21 protein-coding genes, 1 tRNA gene and 1 pseudogene are annotated in these 22,445 nt (G+C 68.3%); 7 read left to right on the top strand and 16 right to left on the bottom strand.

Annotation, left to right across the window (positions count from 1 at the left end; translation table 11 throughout):
- Window positions 1-9 precede the first annotated feature (9 nt).
- Both E0E18_RS12515 and E0E18_RS12510 read right to left on the bottom strand, forming a co-directional pair.
- Window positions 10-1,200, bottom strand: coding sequence for an AbrB family transcriptional regulator (locus E0E18_RS12515; protein WP_130841538.1), 1,191 nt, complete (start codon window positions 1,198-1,200; stop codon window positions 10-12).
- Window positions 1,200-1,478, bottom strand: a complete 279-nt coding sequence (locus tag E0E18_RS12510) for a DUF3618 domain-containing protein (RefSeq protein WP_066587885.1) — start codon at window positions 1,476-1,478, stop codon at window positions 1,200-1,202. Before E0E18_RS12510 ends, E0E18_RS12515 begins: the two co-directional genes overlap by 1 nt.
- A gap of 177 nt (window positions 1,479-1,655) precedes the next feature.
- Here E0E18_RS12510 and bcp point away from each other — a divergent pair, with 177 nt between their 5' ends.
- Window positions 1,656-2,123 carry a thioredoxin-dependent thiol peroxidase gene (gene bcp / locus E0E18_RS12505; RefSeq protein ID WP_130841536.1) on the top strand — a complete coding sequence of 156 codons (468 nt, stop codon included), beginning with the start codon at window positions 1,656-1,658 and terminating at the stop codon, window positions 2,121-2,123.
- A 57-nt stretch (window positions 2,124-2,180) separates the two neighbouring features.
- Here the strand turns inward: bcp and E0E18_RS12500 are convergent, their stop codons facing one another.
- Window positions 2,181-3,047 carry a sulfite exporter TauE/SafE family protein gene (locus tag E0E18_RS12500; RefSeq protein WP_237559828.1) on the bottom strand — a complete coding sequence of 289 codons (867 nt, stop codon included), beginning with the start codon at window positions 3,045-3,047 and terminating at the stop codon, window positions 2,181-2,183.
- Window positions 3,048-3,284: 237 nt separating this feature from the next.
- Here E0E18_RS12500 and E0E18_RS12495 point away from each other — a divergent pair, with 237 nt between their 5' ends.
- Window positions 3,285-4,187, top strand: a complete 903-nt coding sequence (locus E0E18_RS12495) for a LysR family transcriptional regulator (protein ID WP_130841533.1) — start codon at window positions 3,285-3,287, stop codon at window positions 4,185-4,187.
- Between the two features lie 136 nt (window positions 4,188-4,323).
- Here the strand turns inward: E0E18_RS12495 and E0E18_RS12490 are convergent.
- A tRNA-Leu gene (locus E0E18_RS12490) sits at window positions 4,324-4,405 on the bottom strand.
- 180 nt (window positions 4,406-4,585) lie between these two features.
- On the opposite strand from E0E18_RS12490, the gene E0E18_RS12485 reads away from it, so the two are divergent.
- On the top strand, window positions 4,586-5,029 hold the full coding sequence (locus E0E18_RS12485) for a hypothetical protein (protein WP_130841531.1): 444 nt from the start codon (window positions 4,586-4,588) through the stop codon (window positions 5,027-5,029).
- Window positions 5,030-5,034: 5 nt separating this feature from the next.
- On the top strand, window positions 5,035-5,421 hold the full coding sequence (locus E0E18_RS12480; RefSeq protein ID WP_066587873.1) for a DUF3817 domain-containing protein: 387 nt from the start codon (window positions 5,035-5,037) through the stop codon (window positions 5,419-5,421).
- Window positions 5,422-5,792: 371 nt separating this feature from the next.
- Here the strand turns inward: E0E18_RS12480 and E0E18_RS12475 are convergent.
- From E0E18_RS12475 to clpS, 9 genes and pseudogenes are all read right to left on the bottom strand, one after another.
- Window positions 5,793-6,770, bottom strand: a pseudogene (locus E0E18_RS12475) (amidohydrolase); the annotation flags it as partial.
- A 109-nt stretch (window positions 6,771-6,879) separates the two neighbouring features.
- Window positions 6,880-7,557: a non-canonical purine NTP pyrophosphatase gene (locus E0E18_RS12470; protein WP_130841873.1), complete on the bottom strand. Its 678-nt coding sequence runs from the start codon at window positions 7,555-7,557 to the stop codon at window positions 6,880-6,882.
- 14 nt (window positions 7,558-7,571) lie between these two features.
- Window positions 7,572-8,342 (bottom strand): ribonuclease PH, encoded by a 771-nt coding sequence (gene rph / locus E0E18_RS12465; protein WP_066589764.1) that lies wholly within the window; start codon window positions 8,340-8,342, stop codon window positions 7,572-7,574.
- A gap of 101 nt (window positions 8,343-8,443) precedes the next feature.
- On the bottom strand, window positions 8,444-9,259 hold the full coding sequence (locus E0E18_RS12460) for an MBL fold metallo-hydrolase (RefSeq protein WP_066589761.1): 816 nt from the start codon (window positions 9,257-9,259) through the stop codon (window positions 8,444-8,446).
- A gap of 171 nt (window positions 9,260-9,430) precedes the next feature.
- Entirely contained in the window at window positions 9,431-10,264 is an 834-nt protein-coding gene (murI, locus tag E0E18_RS12455) for a glutamate racemase (protein WP_130841529.1), read from the bottom strand.
- A gap of 11 nt (window positions 10,265-10,275) precedes the next feature.
- Window positions 10,276-10,977: a rhomboid family intramembrane serine protease gene (locus E0E18_RS12450; protein ID WP_130841527.1), complete on the bottom strand. Its 702-nt coding sequence runs from the start codon at window positions 10,975-10,977 to the stop codon at window positions 10,276-10,278.
- Window positions 10,974-12,137 carry a P1 family peptidase gene (locus E0E18_RS12445; RefSeq protein WP_130841525.1) on the bottom strand — a complete coding sequence of 388 codons (1,164 nt, stop codon included), beginning with the start codon at window positions 12,135-12,137 and terminating at the stop codon, window positions 10,974-10,976. The genes E0E18_RS12450 and E0E18_RS12445 overlap by 4 nt, the downstream gene beginning before the upstream one ends.
- A gap of 5 nt (window positions 12,138-12,142) precedes the next feature.
- Window positions 12,143-12,742, bottom strand: a complete 600-nt coding sequence (locus E0E18_RS12440; RefSeq protein ID WP_110481739.1) for a DUF2017 domain-containing protein — start codon at window positions 12,740-12,742, stop codon at window positions 12,143-12,145.
- 4 nt (window positions 12,743-12,746) lie between these two features.
- On the bottom strand, window positions 12,747-13,052 hold the full coding sequence (clpS, locus tag E0E18_RS12435; RefSeq protein ID WP_110481741.1) for an ATP-dependent Clp protease adapter ClpS: 306 nt from the start codon (window positions 13,050-13,052) through the stop codon (window positions 12,747-12,749).
- 60 nt (window positions 13,053-13,112) lie between these two features.
- On the opposite strand from clpS, the gene E0E18_RS12430 reads away from it, so the two are divergent.
- From E0E18_RS12430 to E0E18_RS12420, 3 genes are all read left to right on the top strand, one after another.
- A complete protein-coding gene (locus E0E18_RS12430) occupies window positions 13,113-14,441 on the top strand; it encodes a nicotinate phosphoribosyltransferase (protein ID WP_130841523.1) in 1,329 nt (442 codons plus the stop codon).
- Window positions 14,438-16,642, top strand: a complete 2,205-nt coding sequence (locus E0E18_RS12425; protein WP_202616772.1) for an ATP-dependent DNA helicase — start codon at window positions 14,438-14,440, stop codon at window positions 16,640-16,642. The genes E0E18_RS12430 and E0E18_RS12425 overlap by 4 nt, the downstream gene beginning before the upstream one ends.
- A gap of 66 nt (window positions 16,643-16,708) precedes the next feature.
- Window positions 16,709-18,301 carry an AMP-binding protein gene (locus E0E18_RS12420; protein WP_130841521.1) on the top strand — a complete coding sequence of 531 codons (1,593 nt, stop codon included), beginning with the start codon at window positions 16,709-16,711 and terminating at the stop codon, window positions 18,299-18,301.
- Window positions 18,302-18,350: 49 nt separating this feature from the next.
- Here the strand turns inward: E0E18_RS12420 and E0E18_RS12415 are convergent, their stop codons facing one another.
- The 3 genes from E0E18_RS12415 to ctaD all read right to left on the bottom strand — a co-directional run bounded on the left by E0E18_RS12415 (window position 18,351) and on the right by ctaD (window position 22,390).
- The gene (locus E0E18_RS12415; RefSeq protein ID WP_130841869.1) at window positions 18,351-19,112 is read right to left on the bottom strand and encodes a peptidyl-tRNA hydrolase; all 762 of its coding nucleotides are present in this window, start codon (window positions 19,110-19,112) and stop codon (window positions 18,351-18,353) included.
- A 98-nt stretch (window positions 19,113-19,210) separates the two neighbouring features.
- Entirely contained in the window at window positions 19,211-20,434 is a 1,224-nt protein-coding gene (serB, locus tag E0E18_RS12410; protein ID WP_066589755.1) for a phosphoserine phosphatase SerB, read from the bottom strand.
- Between the two features lie 255 nt (window positions 20,435-20,689).
- Complete coding sequence (ctaD, locus tag E0E18_RS12405) at window positions 20,690-22,390, bottom strand: aa3-type cytochrome oxidase subunit I (protein ID WP_066587855.1); 1,701 nt, start codon at window positions 22,388-22,390, stop codon at window positions 20,690-20,692.
- Window positions 22,391-22,445: the final 55 nt, after the last annotated feature.

Here is a 22,445-nt window from a genome sequence, read left to right as displayed (position 1 = left end):
CCGACGCTATCAGTTTCCGCCGGCGTCCTTCCCCGCCCCGTCCGACGCATCCCGCCCGGCAGCATCCCGCACGGCAGCCTCTTCCCGGCGTCTGCCACGGAGCCCTGTGACCCGACGGACCACCGCCGGCAGGCATGCCCCCACCACGATCATCACCACCGCCCGCAGCACCTGACCTACGGTGACCACCGGGGACGCCCCGGACTCGTGGGCGAAAGCCAGGACCGCGTAGATCCCGCCGGGCACGGTGGCCAGGTAGGCGTCAAGGGTGGTGATGTCCGAGACCCTGGCGATGACCAGTGCCGCCCCGACGGTGCCGAGAATCATCACGGTCACCGCGGCGACGATCACCGGCAACGCCCGGGACAGCTGGCGTAGCGCACTGACGGTCAGGGTGCCGCCCGCCTGCACACCGATGACAGCGTAGGCCACGGTGAGCACGATCCCGTGCGGTGAGAGCCACGCTTCCGGCATTCCCAGTGCCGAGGCGGTCCAGGTCACGGCAATCGGAACCAGGAGGAACGGGGCGGGCAGAGGCAGGCGTCCCCGGACAGCCCGTACTGTCAGCCAGGTCACCGCCCAGACAAGGGCGGCCCCCGCCACCGGCCGGGGATCGGGGTCGTACCACCGGTCCCCCTCCCCACTGCCGGCGGTCCCTCCCCCGCCGAGAAGATGTACGAACAAGGGCAGGGTCAGGACCACCATTGTCAGGCGCAGGTACTGGGTGAACACCACGAACTGCACGTCGAGCCGAAGTTCGCGGGCCAGGAGCGTCATTGCGCTGGCGCCGCCCGCCAGTGTGGAGATCATCGCCGAGACAGGGTCGGTGTTCCCGGACCGTGAGAGCACCAGACCGGCGACGGTGCTGACGAGGAGCATGACCACCACCGAGAGCACGGTGGGCAGGAGGTAGCTGCGGACAGTGGCTCCGTCCAGTGCCGCCAGCGGGCTGGTGCAGACCATGGCGATGAGGACCTGGGCGGGCTGCATGACCGCCGTCGGCGGGGTGACGGCACGGTCACGCACCAGTGCATAGGCACCGGTGACGACGAGGAAGGCGAAGATCCAGGACGCCGGGACGCCGACCGAGGAACACCACTGCCCCAGGACGAGTGCCACAGCACAGACCCCGGCGAGTTCCGCTGTGACGCGGAACCGGCCGGGGTCTCCGTCCTTCGCCCTGGGGCGGGTACCGCCCACTACCGTGCGTTGGCGAGGAGGCGCTGGATCTCCCTGATCTGCTTCTTCTCGTTGCGCTTGCTGCGCAGCCCCACGGCGACGATGAGGACCACGCCGGCGGCGACACCTCCGAGGACGAGCTGGACCTTCGGGTCCTCGAGCACGGACCGCACCTTCCCCTTCGCCTCGTCCGCCAGGGCGGCGGGGGCGACTCTGGAGCTCAGCTGGTCAAGGGTGTGGGAGAGCTGCTCACGGGTGCGCTCAATATCACGCTGGATGGCGTCGGTGCTACGTGCCACGGAAGATCTCCTGGGGTGTGAGGCCCGCACGGCAACGGTGTGCCGGATACCACGCCGGGTACCTCGGGGCCGGATCGGATCAGGTGTCAATCAGGTTTCAGTGGGCCATTGTACGGCGTGGGTGTCACCGGTCGCAGGGGAACCCCGTCGGACGTGAGGGGACGTATGCTGGCCTGCATGACTGACAACCGTCTCGCCGTCGGCGACACCGCCCCGGACTTCACCCTCACCGACGACCGTGGTCACTCCGTGTCACTCCACGACTACCGCGGCCGGAAAGTTCTCGTGTACTTCTACCCCAGGGCCGACACCCCCGGGTGCACCACCGAGGCCTGCGATTTCCGGGATTCACTCGCCCCGTTGAACGACGCCGGGGTCGATGTGCTCGGTATCTCCCCTGACCCGGTGGAGAAGTTGGCGTCATTCCGGGACAACCACGACCTGACCTTCCCTCTGCTGTCCGACCCGAACAAGACGGTTCTCTCGGCTTACGGGGCCTTCGGGGAGAAGAAGAACTACGGGCGGGTGGTGCAGGGGGTCATCCGGTCGACCTTCCTCGTCGACGAGCAGGGGAAGCTCGCGCTGGCCAGGTACAACGTTAAAGCGACCGGACATGTGGCCAGGATTCTCAAGGACATCCTGTGAAGCACGCCTGGAGCGGGGACACCGGGGGACGCGGGGGCGCCGACTACGACACCGCGGTCATCCCCGGCTGACCGTCAGGGCCACCGCCGCCACCCCGACGACCGCGACCGCGGCGCGCAGCACCGCGGGGGACAGGAGTCTGGCGACACGGACCCCGACGACGCCTCCGCACACGGCGCCGCAGGCGACCGTTCCAGCCAGAGACCAGTCCACGAGTTCCGGTGACACGACCAGGAACACGGCGGCGGCGACCAGGTTCACTCCCGCGACGGTGAGATTCTTCACCGCGTTGAGTTCCTGCATGTCCATGCGGGAGATGACCCCCAGCACCCCGGTCAGCAGGATTCCCTGGGCGGCACTGAAGTAGCCGCCGTAGATGCCCAGGAGAATGGCAGCCACCACTGCGGTGGCGGCGGCACCCCGGGAGCTGAAGGCGGCTGGCAGCTTCCCGTCCGCGGTACCCGGTCCGTCGCCCTGTCCGTCACCCGGTCCGTCGCCGGCGGTGCGGAGGCGGGAACGCCTTACGGCGACCGTCCTCTTCACCGTGGGTCCGAGCAGCACCAGTATCGTCCCGGTACAGATCAGCCACGGAACGACCCTGGTGAACACCTCCCCGGGCAGGGACAGCAGCAGCAACGATCCTGTCACTCCCCCCGCCACCGACGACGGCAGCAGGGCCCGCACCACCTTCCGCCGGGCGGACAGCTCACGCCGGTACCCGAATGCTCCCACGACACTGCCGGGGACGATCCCCACCGTGTTCGCCACGGTCGCGGTGACCGGCGGGTACCCGAGGAGCACCAGCACGGGAAAGGACACCAGGGTCCCACCGCCGACCACCACGTTGACTGCCCCGGCGGAGAACCCTGCGGCGAAGACCGCGACAAGTTCCGGGATGAACCCGAGCTCCGTCACACCGACCACCGGACTGCTCCTGATACCTCGTAGGTGGCAGAGCCGGGGTGCCCTGTATTCCTGATTGACGAAGTCATGTACGGCATTCTTCCGCTTCAATAGCACATCGTGCTTCAGATAATCCGTGCTATCCTTCCGAATTACAGAAGCCAGAGACCAGAGCACAGAGGGCAAGGCCAGAAGCCAGAGCACAGAGGCCGGGCAAGGCGACCAGGACGGGCGGCCCGCCCCGGGAACGGAACCGCAGTGACGACAGACCTTCGCGACCTCGCCCTGCTCGTCGCCGTCGTCGACACCGGTTCGATCACCGCGGGCGCCGACCTCCGGGGTATGTCCCTGTCCGCGGCGAGTACACGCATCAGCCGTATGGAGCGGCAGCGGAAGCTGCGGCTGCTCGACCGGAACCGACGCGGCGTCACCACCACCCCTGCCGGGCAGGTCATGGTGGAACAGGCCCGCAGGATCATCGCCGAGACACAGGAACTCGACCGCAGAATGACCGCGTACGGCAACGGCCTGCGCCACGAGATCCGTCTGGCGACCAACAGTTCGGCCGTCGACACGCTCACCGAGTTCCTGGCGGCGACTCTGACCCGTCTCCCGGACATCTCCGTCATCATCCGGGAGACCACAAGTTCCGACGCAGTCGGACTGGTGGACGCCGGCACAGTGGATCTCGCCGTCATCTCTGACGCTGTCACCGCCGACCACCTCGACGTGGAGCCGCTGTGGGACGACACCCTCGTCGTCATCGGCGCCGGATCCCGCATCCCTGGCCCCCGGTCACCCCAGGTCGACGGGGACGCCACGTTCCGGAACCTGCTCGACCGTCCGCTGGTGGGCCTGACCTCGACCAGTCCGCTGCAGCAGCTGATCGAGGACAGAGCCACGGAGCTGGGGGTGACACCCTCCTACCGGGTGCGGTTGCCCTCCCTCGCCGCCGTGTGTGCGGTGGCCGCGACCGGGGCCGGTCCTGCTGTCGTCCCCAGGGCCAGTGCCAGACGCGCCGGCCTGGGCAACGCCCGGGAGCTTCCGGACCCGTGGGCCCACCGGCGGGCGGTACTGGTCACCCGTGACCGCAGCGCACTGTCGGGTGCGGCAGCCGACTTCTGCGGGGCTCTCCTGGCGTACCGCTCTGAGGTCCTCTGAGGTCCGACGAGGTCCGACGAGGTCACTGCCGGAACTTGAGGTAACGGACGCCGAGTCCCCGACCTGCGTCGGGAATTCGTCAAGCCAGGTGGCCCAGGAAGGGTGCCTGTCCCGAAGACAGGCTCTGACCTGCATGTGCGCCCGGGGGGACTTGAACCCCCACGTCCGAGGACACCAGGACCTAAACCTGGCGCGTCTGCCGATTCCGCCACGGGCGCGTCCACGTCCGGCGGCACGGTAACAGTGTGCGGTGACCATCCGGTCACCACCCCGGCACCGTCCGCTCTGAACGCCCCGTCATCGTAGCAGCGCCCCGGCCGCCCGCCGTCGCCCCGGTACCCGGATACCGCCCCTTCGGGGTTTCGACCGCGCACCGTGGTGAGGGTACGGTGGAGGGCGTGTCCCGGGAAGCCCAGAAGAACCCCTTTCCGCTGCGTGTGCGCATCGTGCAGTGGTGTTTCCTCAGCGCCGCGGTCATCGCGACCCTGTGCCTGGCATGGTGGCAGTGGGGCCGGTGGCATGACAGCGACGGGTCGTTCCAGAACCTCGGATACGCCCTCCAGTGGCCCATCTTCGGAATCTTCTTCATCGTCGCCTACCGCAAGTACATGGAGTACGAGCGCGAACGGGCGAACGGGGAGGACGCCCCCGCCGCACCGAAGCCGGACTCCCCCGACAAAATCACCGAACTGTCCGAAGATCTTCTGCCCCGGCGGGATGACCGGCAGTCCGGCGGCACCCCGGACATTTTCGTGGACGACCGACGCCGTCGTGCCCGTGAGGCCCGCCGGAGCACGGACCGGAACCAGAGCCAGCACTCCGACGAGAACAGGATCCCCTGAACAGCATGACCTCTTCACCGTCTTCATCACCCACCACAGCACCGGTCGTCAGCGAGGACCGGAGGCGCCGGGTCGCCGGCGCACTGAAGCGCTACTCGGTGATGGCCTACATCACGGGCGTGTTCCTGCTCCTGCTGTGCCTCGAGATGATCCTGAAGTACCTGGTCTTTCCTCCGCTGGACGTCGAATCCCCCGGCTGGTTCTCCTTCATCGCCATCGCTCACGGATGGATCTTCCTGATCTACTGCCTGACCTGTCTCGACCTCGGTGTCAAGGCCCGTTGGGTACCCGGGAAATGGGTGACGACCATTCTCGCCGGCGTCATTCCGGTGCTCTCGTTCATCCTGGAACGGCGTCGCCGCGACGAAGTGGTCGAGGCTTTCGGCCTCTGAACCACCGCTAACGTCAGAGCCGCCGGTGCTGCTAGTGCCGCGGGTAGCGTCAGTGCCGGGGAGGCCCGGCCGGTGCCGCCCCGCCCCGCCGGCTCCCCGGCCCAGTCGGCGGCAGCCCACTCGTCGTCGGAGGCGTCACCGTCACGCCACTGGTGGCCCAGGCATGCCAGAACCGCGACCGCAGCCGCCTCCGTCGTCACCGGAAGTGACCCGAGATCGGGCAGGAAACCCGGGTTGTGGTTTGAGGGGATGTCGATGTCGAGACGTCCCGCAGCTTCCGCTCTCGCCCACTGACGCCGCGGAGTGATTCCCACCGTCCAGAAAAGATAGGGGCAGCCGAATGCCGTCGGGATGACGGGAAAATCCTCCGACGCCGTCCACGGGTCCATGTCCCGGGAATCCTCCCCGAAATGGTCGTCGAAGTGCGGTCGCACCACCTCGAACACCCCTTCGTCATTGTCCGTTGCGGCGAGAAGACCGACGAAACGGAACTCCGGCTCGCGTTCGCACCCCGCCGCGGCGGCTTCGGCCCGGACAATTCTCTTGATCGCCTCCACTGCCCTGAGGCGCCACTTCTCACTGTAGAACCTGCAGCTCAAGGCAATCTTCGCCGAATCGGGGATGACATTGTTGGCCTTCCCCGCCTCTATCGAGGCGACGGTGACCACACCGAACTCCCCGGGCGGAAGTTCACGGGAGATGATCGTCTGCAGGCGCATCACCACTGCCGCGGTCAGCACCACCGGGTCCACACTGCGGTGAGGCATCGAGGCATGTGCCCCGCGCCCGAACAAGGTGATCTCGATTGTCGTGGAACTGGTGGTCATCGGACCGGGGGAACAGTACACGGTACCCGAAGGGCCGGGAAGAACATGCTGGTCAAGGCACACGTCAGGGCGGGGGACCACATCGCACAGTCCGTCGGTGACCATCCCGTGTGCTCCGATGGCCAGTTCCTCGGCCGGCTGGAACACCATGACCACCGTGCCCGACCAGGATGACCGGACGGCGTCCAGGATCGTCATCGCCCCCAGGGCCGTGGCCGTGTGGGCGTCATGCCCGCAGGCGTGCATCGTCGGGACCTGCTGTCCCTCCGCATTGAGCTGGGAGTGGGTGGACGCGTAGGGCACACCGGTGGCCTCGGCGACGGGCAGGCCGTCGAAGTCCGCCCGGTACAGCACGGTGGGGCCCTCGCCGTTACGCAGGACTGCGGTGATCCCGTACCCGCCGATCCCGGTGGTCACCTCCCAGTCCGGGTAGCGTCGCAGTTCGGCCGCGATCCTCGCCGCCGTCTCCCGTTCCGCCCCGGACAGTTCCGGGTAACGGTGCAGGTCCTTGTAGAGGTCCACCTGCCAGCTGAGGTCAGCCCCTCCCGTGACGGCCGTGCGGACGATATGGGACGGACTACCGGACACACTCACGACGCCACCGGTTCCTCTCAGCTGTCGGGGAAGGGGTTCAGTCCCCCACTGTAACCCGGGAGGCGGCAAGTTCGCGCAGCAACGGGACGAGTTGCTGCAGCGCACGACCCCGGTGGGACAGGGCGTCCTTCTCCTCCGCGGCGAGTTCGGCACTGGACCGGCCCGGGGTCTCCTCCGGTTCGAACAGCGGATCGTAGCCGAAACCGTTCTCACCACGGGGCTGGCGCAGCAGCGTCCCACGCCAGGTCCCCCGTACCGTGGTCTCGGAGTCCACCCCCAGCTTCGCCGCCGCGGACTCCGGCAGAACCAGTGCACAGGCCGAGACGAATCCGGCGCCACGACGCCCGTCTGGAACGTCGGAGGTCTGGGCGAGCAGCAGGGCGTTGTTCGCGGCGTCCACGTCGTCGTGGGCGGAGAGCACCGGTGAACTCTTTCCACCGGACCAGCGGGCGGAAAGGACACCGGGCATGCCGTTGAGGGCGTCCACGGTGATACCCGAATCATCGGCCACGGTCGGAAGACCGGTGTGCCGCACCCCGTCGCGGGCCTTGATCAGCGCATTGTCCTCGAAAGTGGCGCCGGTCTCCGGGGTCTCCGGGTAGTCGGCGACGTCGCGCAGGGTCAGCAGCCTGATTCCGTCGACCCCCGCCGCGGCGAGGACCCGCTCCAGCTCGCGGAGCTTCTTGACGTTACGGGAGGCGACGAGGACCTTCACCGGGGCGTCCACCGTCACCGCCACTCCCCCAGGGTCACAGGTTCACCGAGTTCCGCGTCCAGAGCCGCACGCTGCAGGTCGACCAGATCGTACAGGCCGCCTTCCGCCAGGTCGAGGAGCTCGTTGAGCTCCGAACGGCTGAACTCCGCATGCTCGCCGGTGCCCTGGATCTCCACGAACCTGCCCTGTGCGGTCATCACCACGTTCATGTCCACGTCCGCCCGGCTGTCCTCCTGGTAGGGAAGGTCGAGACAGGGAACACCGTCGACGATGCCGACGGACACTGCGGCGACAGGGTCGAGCAACGGCTGACCGGGCACCACTCCCCGGGACCGCAGCACGGAGAGGGCGTCCGCCAGGGCGACGTAGGCTCCGGTGACCGAGGCGGTGCGGGTACCGCCGTCGGCCTGGAGGACGTCACAGTCGATGTTCACGGTGTTCTCCCCCAGTGCCCGCAGGTCCACGGCGGCGCGCAGCGAGCGGCCGATGAGCCGGGAGATCTCGTGCGTACGCCCCTTGACCTTGCCCCTGAGCGATTCACGCGGCATCCGCTCCGCGGTGGCGGAGGGAAGCATGGCGTACTCGGCGGTGAGCCAGCCCTCGCCCGAGTCACGTTTGAACCGGGGCACGCCCTCGGAGACACTGACCGTGCACATCACCCGGGTGGCGCCGAACTCGACCAGCACCGAGCCTGCCGGGTTGGTGGTGAAACCACGGGTGATGCGGACCGGCCGCAGCTCGTCGACGGCGCGTCCGTCGAATCGTCGGAAATCAGAGGAACTCATGCCGGACAGCCTACCGGCGCCACGGACGCCGGCACGCAGCGGCATGTCACCTGCACGTCACCGGCCTGCCAGAGGTTCATGCCCCAGACCAGGCACCGGATTCAGGCCGGAGCCCCCGGGACGACCACCATGTCCGGCACCGCCAGGTCCACCGGTCCGTCGAAGAAACGCCGCGCCCCCCGCAACGCCCCCTCCCGGTCCCCCCACGGGGGAATGTGTGTCAGGATCAGACGCCCCACCCCCGCTTCCGCGGCCGCCTGTCCGGCCTCTTCTCCGGACAGGTGCATCTGCGGCGGATTGTCACCGTTGTCCCTCTCCCCCCACGTGGCCTCGCACAGGAGCACGTCAGCTCCGGAGGCCAGTGCCGCCAGATTCGGGGTGGCGGCGGTGTCACCCGAATACACCAGGGAGGAACCGTCCGCGTCCTCCACCCGTATGAGGTATGACTCCGTCGGGTGCACCGCCGTCGCCGCGTAAAGCCTCGTCGACCCGATACGGTGCTCCGGGTACGTCCCGTCGGCGAACTCGACCGGTTCCTGGCCGGGAGCCTGCCAGCCGGACATGTCGAAGATGTCGCTGAAGTCGTCAACCTCGTCGAGAGCGTCAGCCGACGCCCTGCCCAGGTGCACGGGGGCGATCGACGGTCCCAGCATGGTGTGGACCCGCCCGGAGGCGTCCGTGGGATGGTAACGCTGCCAGACCGCCAGGGACGGGAAGTCGAGGCAGTGGTCCGGGTGCATGTGGGAGAAGAGCACGTGAACATCCCCGGGGCGGTCGTGGAACTGCAGCCGGGAGAGCACACCCGGACCGATGTCCATGACGATGTGCTCTCCGTCGGACATTCGCAGCAGATAACCTGACGCGGCATTGCCGGGGCCTGCGAGGCTGCCCGAGCATCCCAGAATCGTCATTTCCATGACAGGCATTGTCCCACAGGTCGTTTCCGTGGTGGTTCTGCGACGTGCCCCGCGTCACTGCACCGCAGGTCACCGAACCGGGGCGTCCCCCCTCCGGAACCGTCGTCCACCGCACGGACCACCGTGTGTACCGGCATCTGCACCACCGTCTCCACCACCGCCCGCACCCTCTTACCTCAGTATCTCCGGGATCTGCGACACACTGGTCACCTGCGGGCCCAGGAAGCGGCTGGCCAGCTGGGCGAACCGGCGGGGGTCACCGGTGGACTCGAAGGTGTGGACCGGGGTCCTGCCCGGATCGTCGTCAGCGAGGATCCCACCGTCGTTCAGGGTGCGGTACACCGTCTTCATCGTCTCCTCCGCAGAGCTCACGAGGGTGACCTCGTCCCCCATCACCAGCTGGAGCACCCCGGTGAGCAACGGGTAGTGGGTGCATCCCAGGACCAGGGTGTCCACCCCCTCGTCCTTGAGCGGCTCCAGGTAGGTTTCGGCGAGCCCGAGGATCTGCCGGCCGGTGGTGATACCCCTCTCCACGAAGGGCACGAACTGGGGGCAGGCCCGGGCGAAGACCTCCACGTTCGGGTTGGCCCGGAACAGGTCCTGGTACGCCCCCGAGGTGATGGTCGCCCGTGTCCCGATCACCCCGACCCGGCCGTTGCGGGTCACTGTCACGGCACGTCGCACCGCCGGCAGGATCACCTCGACGACCGGAACCGGGTAGCGTTCCCGGGCGTCCCTGAGAAAGGCCGCGGACGCCGTGTTGCAGGCCACCACGATCATCTTGCATCCCCGTTCGACCAGGTCGTCGGCGATGGCGGTCGCCAGCTCACGGACGACGGCCAGCGGCTTGTCCCCGTACGGGGAGTTGGCGGTGTCACCGATGTAGATCATCGACTCGCCCGGCAGCTGGTCCACGATCGCGCGCGCGACGGTCAACCCGCCGACACCGGAATCGAAGACGCCGATCGGTGAATTGTCGAAACTGCCTGCCGTCGCTGATGCCATGTGAACCGATCCTAGCTGCCCGCGCGCGCTCCTCTGCCCGGCACGGCCGCCGGTCCCCCGTCGCCCGGGACGGACCTGCCTCGGACCCGGCGCCCCTGTACCACGGCGGCTAGTCCACCGCCCACCGCGCCGAAGAGATGACCCTGCCAGCTCACCCCGGGGTCCCCGGGGAACAGTCCCTGGACCAGGCCCGCGTACACCACCGCGACGACCAGGCCGAGCAGGATCTGCCACAGGTTCCGGGCGAAGAACCCGCGCAGCACCAGGTACGCCGTCCACCCGTAGATGAGGACGGAGGAACCGACGTGCACGGTGTTGTCCGCACCGGTCAGCCAGATACCCGCACCTCCGACCACGACGGTGCAGATGCTCGACCACCACACAGCCTTCTGCCCGGACAGTGCGACGAGGAAGAGGAGTACCGCGCAGGCCGGGGTGTTGGCCGTCAGGTGGTTGACGTCGACGTGGAGGAACGGGGCGAAGAGGATGCCGCGCAGTCCCCCGATCTCCCGGGGTTCGACACCGTAGCCGGTCAGCGTGTAGTTCGACAGTGCGTTGACCAGCATGAGGGCCCAGATCACCACCAGGAACACCACGCTGGTGGCCAGTGCCCGGCCTGCCCGGCTGTGCAGCAGCCGGGCCAGCGGACGGCCCGTGGTGGAGCGCACCTGCCTGCCGGCGGTCGTGGCGGGGGTCTTTCCGGTCCCGGTCATGTCATCAGCTCCTTCCATGAGGGCACACCGTAGAGGGAGGACGCCGCGAGCACCGAGTGCACGACCGCGCGTTCCGCGCAGTCGGCGGCGACAGACATCAGCACGGCAAGGTCCTCGACCGGCATCCCGGCTCCGGTGTCGCCACCTCCCCCGGTGGACAGTGCGAAGAACGTGTCCCCGTCCATCGGCAGGTGGGACGGACGGACCGCGCGGGCCAGTCCGTCATGGGCCGAGGTGGCCAGGCGCTGGGCCTGGGCCTTGGTGACCGGAGCGTCGGTCGCGACGACACCGATGACGGTGTTGAGCGGGGACATGCCGCCGTCACCGCCCGGCACGGGCAGTTTCGTCCCGCCCAGTCCGCGGGCGAGCAGGCGTTCACGTCCACCGGCACCGGGGTCCGGCAGTGTTCCGTCACCGTCACGGTATCGGTCGAATTCGCCGCAGAGTTCGGAGCCGAGACCCCAGGGCAGGCCGGTGGCCGGGTCGACGACGGAACCGACCGGATTGGTGACCAGGCCCACCGCGACAGTGACGCCGGAGGGCAGCACGGCACTTGCCTGACCGAAGCCGCCCTTCACCGCCCCGGCGGTCGCCGCCCTGCCCGCACCGACACTGCCGTTGAGCGCCGGACCGGTCACCCCGGGGAGCTCGTCGAGAGCTCCGAGGGCTCGCTCCAGGGCCTCACGTCCGCAGGCTGCGTCGGGCCGTTCGGCCGGGGAACCGACCGGGAGGTCGAAGATCACCGCCGCGGGAACGATCGGCACGATCAGGTCCGGCGCGGCGTCCCCGAGGACACGCAGGCCCGCACCGTGGTTCTCCAGGCCGGCCATGACGCCGCCCGCGGCGTCCAGCCCGAAAGCGGAGCCGCCGCACAGGGCGACGGCGTGGACGGCCTGGGCTGCGTTGGCAGGGGCGAGCAGGTCGGTCTCCCGGGTACCGGGTCCCCCTCCCCGGACATCCACTGCCCCGACCGCGCCCGCTGGGGTGGCGACCACGGTCACACCTGAGGACAGTTCTCCGCCGTCGGAGTCTCGGGCGGGGGCGTGTCCGACAGCGGTCCCCGGCACGTCAGCCAGTCCGTTGACCCGGCCGGGGACCGCACCGAAGAGGTCGCCGGCGTGACCTCCTGCGGGGCCGGGGCGTCCTGCTGCGGTGTCCATGTCCCTCAGTTCCCGTCGGTGTCGTCGGTGTCCTCCGGAATGTCCAGGGGTCCCGCAACAGCGGTGAGGAGGCTGTCCTGGTGGTAGCCGAGCCATTCGACGTAGTTCTGCGCGGTACGGTACTCGTCCGAGTCCTCCCCGTGCCCGGCCCGGTAGGAGTCCAGTTGGGCCGCGTGGAAGGTGCGGATGTCCGCCACCGCATTGAGCCAGGGGCCGACCTGCTCACGGGTGAGGCTGAGGTTGACGGAACCGTCGGGGCCGAGCGCATCGACGAGTATCCGGAGGTTGACCAGCTTCGCGCGGATGATGTCCGTCTCCGTGAACTGCCGCGTCACCGCAGCCTCCCCGTCCACCTCCTCCTCCCCTTCACGGAAGAAGGAGGGCAGCAGACGGGCCAGTGCCGGGTCGTCGGGGGCCGTGGTGTGGCCGGACGGCAGACCGGTCATCTCAGCGAGCTCGTCCTTCGGCGCCGACCGCGCCCTGCCCATCAGTGCCTCGGAGACGGTCACCGCGGAATTGCCGAGCATCTCACGTTCCAGAGGCTCAAGTTTCGTGACGTACCTGGTCCCTCGGACCAGGCCCTTCTTCTTCGTCCAGGGAATCACCGGATCATCCTTCGCTGCGCTGCATGGTCGCCCACAGGCCGGCGGTCTGGAGCTTCTTGACGTCCGCCTCGACTTTGTCACGGTCCCCCGAGCTCACCACGGCCCTGCCCTCGTTGTGGACCTCGAGCATCAGCTCGGTGGCGCGCTTACGCGAGTACCCCAGCACGGTCTGGAAGACGTAGGTCACGTAGCTCATGAGGTTGACCGGGTCATCCCAGCAGATGCACAGCCATGGCAGGTCGGCCTCGGTCAGAGTGTCCGGCAGCTGCTCGGCCACAGGTGCGGCCACCGGTGCGGCAGGGGAAGTCATGTGACCCAGCCTACCGGTGGCTGCTCCCACGGCAACGGCACAGCACTAGTATGTGTCGGTGTGACCGCATCCACCCCACGCTCCGACAGCAGATCCACCGCACTGCTCACCGACATGTACGAGCTGACGATGCTGAAGGCGGCCCTGGCCGACGGCACCGCCGACCGCCGGTGCGCTTTCGAGATCTTCACCCGCAGACTGCCCAACGAGCGTCGCTACGGCGTCGTCGCCGGCACCGCCAGGGTCATCGAGGCGGTGCTGAACTTCCGGTTCACCGCCGAACAGCTCGACGGCATGCCTTTCCTCGACACCCCGACCCGGACCTACCTGGAGAACTTCCGGTTCTCCGGGCATATCGACGGCTACCGCGAGGGCGAACTCTACTTCCCCCAGTCGCCGGTGCTGACGGTGCGCGGCACCTTCGGTGAATGCGTGGTCCTGGAGACCGTCCTGCTGTCCATCCTCAACTTCGATTCCGCGGTCGCCTCCGCCGCCGCCCGCATGGTCACCGCCGCGGAGGGCCGGCCGATCATCGAGATGGGTTCCCGTCGTACTCACGAGGACGCCGCGGTCTCCGCGGCCCGGGCAGCCTACCGCGCAGGGTTCGTGTCCACCTCCAACCTGGAGGCGGCCGCCCGGTACGGCATCCCCGTCGGCGGCACCAGCGCCCACGCGTGGACCCTCCTGCACACCGGGCCCGACGGTCAGCCGGACGAGAAGGCGGCGTTCCGGTCCCAGATCGAGTCCCAGGGAGTGGGAACCACCCTGCTCGTGGACACCTACGACATCACCCGGGGGGTCGCCAACGCCGTCGAGGTGGCGGGCACGGAGCTGGGCGGCGTCCGGATCGACTCGGGTGACCTCGGCGTCATGGCACGGCAGGTCCGCCGTCAGCTCGACGCCCTCGGCGCCTATGACACGAAGATCTGCGTCTCCTCCGACCTCGACGAGTTCGCGATCGCCTCACTGCGCAGTGAACCGGTGGACATCTACGGTGCCGGGACTTCCGTGGTGACCGGTTCGGGCGCTCCCACCGCCGGACTGGTCTACAAGCTCGTCGAGGTCGACGGCATGCCCGTGCACAAGCGCAGCCGCGGCAAGATCACCCACGGCGGTGCGAAGCAGGCCCTCCGCGCCTGCCGGTCCACCGGCACCGCCGTCGAGGAGGTCGCGTGGCCGATCGGTGAACCCGTCCCGGACCTCGGCGGTGTGCTCCACCCTGTCCAGCTCACGGTGCCGCTCATGCGTGACGGTGAGCCGGTCGACGACCTCCCCACCCTCGCCGAGTCCCGGGCGCACCTGGCCGCCCAGCTTGTCTCGCTGCCCTGGGAGGGGCTCGCACTGTCGCGTGACGAGCCTGCCCTGGCCGTCCGCTTCATCGGTCTGTGAGTGCTGCCACGGACGCCACGGCTGCCACGGACGCCACAGACGCCCCTGCCACCCCCGACGTCCTCGACCTTCTCGACCATGTCGTCGATTCGCTCGGCGGTGCCCGTCGTGAAGGCCAGCGTGACATGGCCGCCGCCGTGGCCCGGGCCATCGACGACGAACACCACCTTGCGGTGCAGGCAGGTACGGGAACCGGAAAGTCACTGGCCTATCTCGTCCCCTCTCTGGCGCATGCGGTGGGCTCGGGTCGGCGTGTGGTCGTGTCGACGGCGACGATCGCCCTGCAGCGTCAGCTCGTCGACCGTGACCTTCCGCGGGTCGTCGACGCCCTCGCCGGGAAACTGGGGAAGCGTCCTGCCTTCGCGATCCTCAAGGGCCGGAACAACTACCTCTGCCTGAACCGCATCGGTGGCGCGGAAGACCCTGCGGGGCAGGAGCCTGCCCCGGACGCCCTGCTCGACGAGGCGGAGGTGACGGAGACCGGGGCCCAGGTCGCACGGCTGCGGGACTGGGCGGTGGAGATCCTGGAGTCCGGGAAGGGTACGGGCGACCGTGACTCGCTCCCCCGCGGGGTACCCGACCGGGTGTGGCGTCAGGTCAGCGTCACGAGCAGGGAGTGCGTGGGGGCCACCCGCTGCCCTTTCGGTGACAGGTGTTTCGCCGAGGCCGCCCGTTCCCGCGCCGCCGAAGCCGATGTCGTGGTGACCAACCACGCCCTCCTTGCGATCGACGCGATGGCGGACCAGTCCGTACTCCCCGCCCATGATGTCGCGGTCGTCGACGAGGCCCATGAACTCGAGTCGCGGATCACCTCGGTGGCCACCGAGGAACTCACCGCGGGGTCGGTCGCCGCCCTGGTCAGACGCTGCGCGAAAGCAGGACCGGACGGCTGCGCCGACTCCCTCGGAGAGGTCGGCGAGCGGTGGGCCACTGCGGTGGAGACTGCGGTGGACGCCGGTGACGCCCCGGAAGGCCGGTGGCAGCACGTCCCGGCGTCCCTCCACGAGCCGCTGATCCAGCTCCGGGACGCCCTGTGGGGCCTGAGGTCCAGGCTGCAGGGGTCACGTCCGGCTGGTCCGGGGTACGCCGGAGGGGACGGCACAGACAGCAGCTACGGTACGGGCGGAACCGACGGCACCGGGAAGGACGCCGAGAAAGCCGCTGAACTGTACCACTGCATTTCCGCGTGCGAGGAGATGCACGACACGGTGGTGCGCATCCTCGACGCGTCACCGGCCGCGCCGTCGGGCACGGAGACAGGCACGGGGACAGGCACAGATTCAGGGACAGATTCAGGCACAGTCGGCGACGACGGGAGAAGCACCGGCTCCGCGGCGTCCCCCACCCGGTTCGGCGAAGACGTCGTCTGGCTCGGCGGCGACCCCCACCACCGCACCGTGCGGGTGGCTCCGCTGAGTGTCGCGGGCCTCCTGCGCACCCGGCTCTTCTCCGACGCCACGGTTGTCCTCACCTCGGCGACCCTCGCCCTCGGCGGACGTTTCACCGCCATGCTGGCCTCCTGGGGGCTCCCGGCCTCCGGGTGCAGGACCCTTGACGTCGGCACTCCTTTCGACGCCTCCACCCACGGCATCCTCTACATGGCACAGCACCTTGACCCGCCCGGCCGGGGAGGCCCGTCACCGGGGGCGGCAGATGAACTGGCACAGCTGGTCAACGCCGCCGGCGGACGCACCCTCGGACTCTTCTCCTCACGCCGGGCGGCCGAGGCGGCGGCTGCGGAACTGCGCACGCTGGTCCCCTACGAGATCCTCCTCCAGGGCGACGACACCCTCGGCGCCCTCATCGACCGTTTCCGTGCCGAACCGGAGACCTGCCTCTTCGGCACGCTGGGCCTGTGGCAGGGAGTAGACGTCCCCGGGCCGTCCCTGTCACTGGTCGTCATGGACCGTATCCCCTTCCCCCGCCCCGACGATCCCCTGATGCAGGCCCGCAAGGACGCCGCCGACGCCGCCGGACGCAACGGCTTCATGGAGGTCTCGGCCGCCCACGCCGCTCTCCTCATGGCACAGGGTGCGGGCCGTCTGCTCCGCGGAGTCGACGACCGTGGGGTCGTGGCGGTCCTCGACTCCCGGCTCGCGACAAAGCGCTACGGCCGGTTCTTCCGCTCGTCGATGCCCCCGTTCTGGACAACCACCGACGGGGGTAAGGTCCGCGCGGCCCTGCGCCGGCTGCGCGCGTAGGAACACCTCCCGCGTAGGATCAGGAATGTAGTTATTGCACCGCCGAAATGTCCGCAGGAGATGCCCATGCCCGTGTCCAGTGAACAGAGCGACTTCACCGTCCCCACCGACGACCTCTACGGGTACCTGTACGGTTCACTCGCCCCGGAGGACGAGGACCGGATCGCGGTCGTGGACCTGGCCGAGGGCACGGAATCCTCGTTCGCGACCCTGCGCAGCCATGTCGACGCCGCAGCCGGCTGGCTGGCCCGCTACGGGGTTCGCACCGGGGACGTCGTCGCCCTGCAGTGCCCCAATTCCGAGGCTTTCATCGTCACCGCCCACGCGGTGTGGCGCCTGGGTGCGGTACTCACACCGGTGGCCCTGCTGTCCACCCCGGAGACCGTCGCACACCAACTGCAGGATTCGGGCGCGTCCCTGTTCCTCACCATCGCCGGTTTCGGTGACGGCGGGCAGGAGGCGGCCCGTCTCGCAGGGCTCGCGGACGACCGGCTGATCCAGCTGGACACCTCACAGGGGCTCAAACAGATGTACGCGGAGAGGAACACACCGCCGGCGGTGTCCTTCGATCCGTCGACCCACCTGGCCGCACTGCCCTACTCCTCCGGGACGACCGGACTTCCCAAGGGGGTCCGGCTCACCCACGAGAACCTGGTCGCCAACATCGCCCAGATCGAGAACGTGGGCGTGGTGACCCCCGAGGACACGGTCTACGGGATTCTGCCGTTCTTCCACATCTACGGGCTCACCGTCCTGGCCAACGCCGCCGTCCGTCTCAGGGCACAGCTGGTGACCTCACCGCGGTTCCAGCTGGACACCTTCCTCACCGCCCACGAGGAGCACGGAATCACCTTCACCTTCATCGCACCCCCGGTGGCGGTCGCCCTGGCCAAGCATCCCGCCGTCGACGGGCACGACCTGTCCTCCCTGCGCGGGGTGTTCAGCGGTGCGGCTCCGCTGGACGACGAACTGGCACGGGCGGTGGAGCAGCGGCTCGGAATCCGGGTCTACCAGGGTTACGGGTTGACTGAAGCCAGCCCGGTGACCCACACCAACACCGCGGACTCACTCTCCCGGGGTTCGGTGGGCCGGCCGGTTCCCGGCACCGAACACAAGATCGTCGACCCGGAGACTCTCGCGGAAATCCCGGTGCCGGAAGATGACGCTCTCAGCGCCGCCGGCGAACTGTGGGTCCGCGGACCGCAGGTAATGGCAGGATACCTGCACAATGACGCGGCCACGGCCGACGCCCTCCCCGGTGACGGGTGGCTGCGCACCGGTGATCTCGCACAGCAGGACCGCCACGGTGACGTCTTCATCGTCGACCGTCTCAAGGAACTCATCAAGTACAAGGGCTACCAGGTACCTCCCGCTGAGCTGGAGGCCCTGCTGCTCACCCTGCCGGATGTGGCGGACGCCGCGGTCGTGGGAGCTGTGGACGCCACCAGCGGTGAAGAGATCCCGAAGGCCTTCATCGTCCGCCAGCACCCGGCAGAGGGCGACAACAGGACAGACCAGGAGATCGGCGCCGCGGTGATGGACGCCGTGGCCGGGCGGGTCGAACCCTACAAGAAGATCCGGGAGATCGCGTTCATCAGTGAGATCCCCCGCTCCGCGACCGGGAAGATCCTGCGCAGGGAACTCCGGTCCAGGTTGTGACAGCGCTGGCCTGCAGCGCCAATCTGACAGCGCCAGACTGACACCGGGCTCAGTCTCGGGCCCAATCTCGCTCCAGGGCCACAACTGTCACTGACCCGGGCGCGACCTCGGTGTATCCGGCGTCCTGTACCACGGCCGCCGCCCGCGCCGAACCGTCCGCCGCCCGCTTCTCCGCCAGCGTGCGCACCTCAGCGAAACGGGACCTGTCCACCTCACACACGTGCAGGGGGAAACCCCGGGACGCCCAGTCCACCGCCGAGTCAGTGTCCATCGCCGCAGCCAGCAGCATCGAGCCGTGTCCCACCTGGGCAGCGGCCTTCCCCACGGTCATGGCCAGTGAAGCATCCACGTAGATCACCGGGGCGGCGTCCCCGGAGAGCACCTCCTCCGGGTGTTCGGCGTAGCCGGGCCCCGGCTCGAGGTCCGCCCCCTGGATCTGCAGCTTCGCCACCGGTGCCGGTGTCTTACCCACCGGGCAGGGTACGAAGGCACGAGCACTGGCGACACCGCCCTCCGGGGACCGGACGGATGCCGTCACCCCGGGCAGTTCCTGGACGTCCAGCCATCTGCTGTTCCGCGCACGCCGCACGATCTTGCGTATCCGTGCCCCGTACCACCGGAGAAGGGCCTGCGCGAAGTCACCCTCGCCACCGGCCCTCGGGTCCAGGCACACGGCCACGCATGCGGTGGCTGCCGCTTCCAGAAGTGCCCGTCGGTCCGGCAGGGGTGACTTGGGGAACTCCATCACCACCGGCATGGCCTGTACGGTGTCCGGGTCGGTGGGATCCTCACCGTCACGGTCCTCCGCCATCATCCCGGACAGCCGGATGTGCGCCAGCCGCACCGCGGCGTCCTCACCGTCCTGCGGGCCGGACGGGTCTCCGGCCGGCAGGTTCTCCGGGTTCACGTTCACCGGTGCTCCAGGGGAACCCTGCGGTAGGTGCCGTCCTCCAGGTCTGCGGAGTCGATCTCCTCCCTGGAGATGCCCAGCATGAACAGGACCTCATCGAGGAACGGGTGGTTGACCGCGGCGTCGGCCACTTCCCGCAGAGCGGGCTTGGCGTTGAAGGCGATGCCCAGGCCGGCCACAGACAGCATGGCGATGTCATTCGCCCCGTCTCCGACAGCGACGGTCTGGTTGAGGGCTATGCCGTTGGACCAGGCGAACTCCTTGAGGCTCTCCGCCTTCACGTCCCGGTCGACGATCTGACCGGTGACCCGTCCGGTGAGCTTTCCGTCGACGATCTCCAGGGTGTTGGCCCGGTAGAAGTCCAGTCCGAGCTCCCGGGCGAGAGGTTCGAGAACCTGCACGAATCCGCCGGATACCGCGCCGGTGCGGTATCCGAGACGCTTGAGGGTCCGGATGGTGGTCCGCGCGCCCGGCGTGAGCTGCACAGCCCGTGACACTTCCTCGATCACCGAGGCGTCGAGTCCGGCGAGTGCCTTCACCCGTTCGTGCAGTGACTCCGCGAAGTCGAGTTCGCCCCGCATCGCCCTCGCGGTGACCGCGGCAACCTCCTTCTCCCGCCCGGCGTGAGCTGCCAGGAGTTCGATGACCTCCTGCTGGATGAGGGTGGAGTCCACATCGAAGCAGATCAGTCTCTTGGCCTTGTTGGCCAGTCCGGCGCGCTGGATGGCGATGTCCACCCCGGTGCTGTGCGCGACCTCTGCGAGAGCCTCCCTCAGTTCCGCGGAACCACCGGGTGCAGGATCCGCCACCGTGACCTTGAGTTCCAGCCCGGTGACGGGGTAGTCGGCGATGCCGCGGATACGGTCGATGTTGGCTCCGTGGTCGGCGAGTACGCCACCGATGGCGGAGATGTGTTCTGCGGTGACAGGGTCTCCGAGGACCACCACGGTGTGTGTGGACCGACGTCGGGCCTGCTGGACCTCTCCGCCGGCGTCGACGGTGACGGTCATACCGGTGCCGGCGAGCACGCGGTCCAGTTCTGCGCGCAGTTCCCTGCCTTCAGAGGGGCGGTACCCGATGTACGCGGCGAGGTTGAGGTTGCCCCGGAAGACTGCCTGCTCGACGTCCAGCAGCTGGGTGCCGTGGTCGGCGAGGGCCCGGAAGAATCGTGCCGACACTCCCGGGCGGTCCGGCCCGGTGACGGTGACGACAGCGGGGCTCAGCCCTTCGGCGAGAGTGACAGTGAGTCTCGACGTGTCTGCGGGGGCAGGGACGTCGGGGGTGCCGGTTCCGGTCGCGGTCCCGACTCCCCCGCCGGCAGGTGTCGTGTTGTGCAGGGTGGTCTGTGCTGTCTGTTGTGCGTGGTCCACGGGAACCATTGTGTCATCAGCGCCGGATACGGCGACAGCCGCACCCCGCGTAGCTGGGGTACGGCTGTCGTATTGTCTCCCGTTTCCGGTCGGGAGACTGTCGGGTGGCTAGAAGTGCCGTCCGACGTGCGCTTCCTCGCGCATCCGGGTGACCATGTGCGGGTAGTGCAGCTCGAAGGCGGGCCGCTCGGAACGGATCTTCGGCAGGGAGTCGAAGTTGTGCCGCGGGGGCGGGCAGGAGGTCGCCCACTCCAGCGAGTTTCCGTAACCCCAGGGGTCGTCGACGGTGACGACCTCGCCGTAACGCCAAGAGCTGAACACGTTCCAGATGAACGGCAGGACCGAGACACCCAGGATCAGTGCGCCGATGGTCGAGACCTGGTTCAGGGTGGTGAAACCGTCCGAGTCCAGGTAGTCGGCGTAGCGCCGGGGCATGCCCATGTTGCCGAGCCAGTGCTGCACCAGGAATGTGGTGTGGAAGCCGATGAACGTCAGCCAGAAGTGGATCTTGCCCAGCTTCTCGTTCAGCATCCGGCCGGTCATCTTCGGGAACCAGAAGTAGACGCCGGCGTAGGAGGCGAACACGATGGTGCCGAACAGGGTGTAGTGGAAGTGCGCGACCACGAAGTACGTGTCCGACAGGTGGAAGTCCAGTGCCGGGGAGGCCAGCATGACGCCGGTGAGGCCGCCGAAGAGGAACGTCGCGAAGAACCCGAGTGCGAAGATCATCGGGGTCTCGAAGGTGATCCGGCCCTTCCACATCGTGCCCAGCCAGTTGAAGAACTTGATACCGGTCGGCACGGCGATGAGGAAGGTCATGAAGGAGAAGAACGGCAGCAGTACCGCACCGGTGACGAACATGTGGTGCGCCCACACTGCCAGGGAGAGGGCCGCGATCGACAGGGTGGCGAAGATCAGGCCGACGTAGCCGAACATCGGCTTACGGCTGAACACCGGGAAGATCTCCGAGACGATTCCGAAGAACGGCAGTGCCAGGACGTAGACCTCGGGGTGGCCGAAGAACCAGAACAGGTGCTGCCAGAGAAGTGCACCACCGTTGGCCGGGTCGTAGATGTGACCGCCCAGGAGCCTGTCGTACAGGACGCCGAGAGCTGCCGCGGTGAGCAGCGGGAAGATCAGCAGGGCCAGCAGGGAGGTGACCAGGATGTTCCAGGTGAAGACCGGCATCCGGAACATGGTCATACCCGGGGCGCGCAGGCACAGGATCGTGGTCATCATGTTGATGGCCGAGGCGATGGTGCCGACACCGCCGACACCGACACCGAGGATCCACAGGTTGGAACCGACCCCGGGGCTGTGGATGGCGTCCGCCAGGGGCATGTACATCGTCCAGCCGAAGTCGGCGGCGCCACCGGGGGTGAGGAACCCGGAGAGCATGAGCACGCCGCCCCAGGTGGTCAGCCAGAATCCCAGCGCGTTGAGGCGGGGGAAGGCGACGTCAGGGGCGCCGATCTGCAACGGCATGATGTAGTTCGCGAAACCCCACACGACCGGGGTCCCGTACAGCAGGAGCATCACCGTGCCGTGCATGGTGAACAGCTGGTTGAACTGCTCGTTGGACAGGTACTGCATGCCCGGGTGGAACAGCTCCACGCGGATCAGCAGGGCCATGAGACCGCCGATGAAGAAGAAGCAGAAGGACATGATGATGTACATGATCCCGAGCTGCTTGTGGTCGGTGGTCGTCAGTATGTTCCAGGCGTGGTTGCCCTTGAGGGACTTCCCGCCTTGCGGAGCAGGCCGTGTGGGAGCGACCGGATGGTCTTCCCGAGGCGCTACTGCGGTCATTCAATCCTCCTGACTACGCGGAGCCGCTCGTCGGGACGGCTCCCTTTGAATGAAC

The sequence above is a fragment of the Corynebacterium neomassiliense genome, from assembly GCF_900626215.1.
Classification (GTDB): Bacteria; Actinomycetota; Actinomycetes; order Mycobacteriales; family Mycobacteriaceae; genus Corynebacterium; species Corynebacterium neomassiliense.
This window is presented reverse-complemented; position numbering and strand designations above follow the sequence as displayed.

What these genes read in the sequence shown, in the direction of transcription:
- E0E18_RS12445 (WP_130841525.1), bottom strand. Translation starts at nt 12,137, where the DNA reads ATGGACACCGCAGCAGGACGCCCCGGCCCCGCAGGAGGTCACGCCGGC.
- clpS (WP_110481741.1), bottom strand. Translation starts at nt 13,052, where the DNA reads ATGACTTCCCCTGCCGCACCGGTGGCCGCACCTGTGGCCGAGCAGCTG.
- E0E18_RS12415 (WP_130841869.1), bottom strand. Translation starts at nt 19,112, where the DNA reads ATGGCGGAGGACCGTGACGGTGAGGATCCCACCGACCCGGACACCGTA.
- bcp (WP_130841536.1), top strand. Translation starts at nt 1,656, where the DNA reads ATGACTGACAACCGTCTCGCCGTCGGCGACACCGCCCCGGACTTCACC.
- ctaD (WP_066587855.1), bottom strand. Translation starts at nt 22,390, where the DNA reads ATGACCGCAGTAGCGCCTCGGGAAGACCATCCGGTCGCTCCCACACGG.
- E0E18_RS12480 (WP_066587873.1), top strand. Translation starts at nt 5,035, where the DNA reads ATGACCTCTTCACCGTCTTCATCACCCACCACAGCACCGGTCGTCAGC.
- rph (WP_066589764.1), bottom strand. Translation starts at nt 8,342, where the DNA reads ATGAGTTCCTCTGATTTCCGACGATTCGACGGACGCGCCGTCGACGAG.
- E0E18_RS12450 (WP_130841527.1), bottom strand. Translation starts at nt 10,977, where the DNA reads ATGACCGGGACCGGAAAGACCCCCGCCACGACCGCCGGCAGGCAGGTG.
- E0E18_RS12420 (WP_130841521.1), top strand. Translation starts at nt 16,709, where the DNA reads ATGCCCGTGTCCAGTGAACAGAGCGACTTCACCGTCCCCACCGACGAC.
- E0E18_RS12460 (WP_066589761.1), bottom strand. Translation starts at nt 9,259, where the DNA reads ATGGAAATGACGATTCTGGGATGCTCGGGCAGCCTCGCAGGCCCCGGC.
- murI (WP_130841529.1), bottom strand. Translation starts at nt 10,264, where the DNA reads ATGGCATCAGCGACGGCAGGCAGTTTCGACAATTCACCGATCGGCGTC.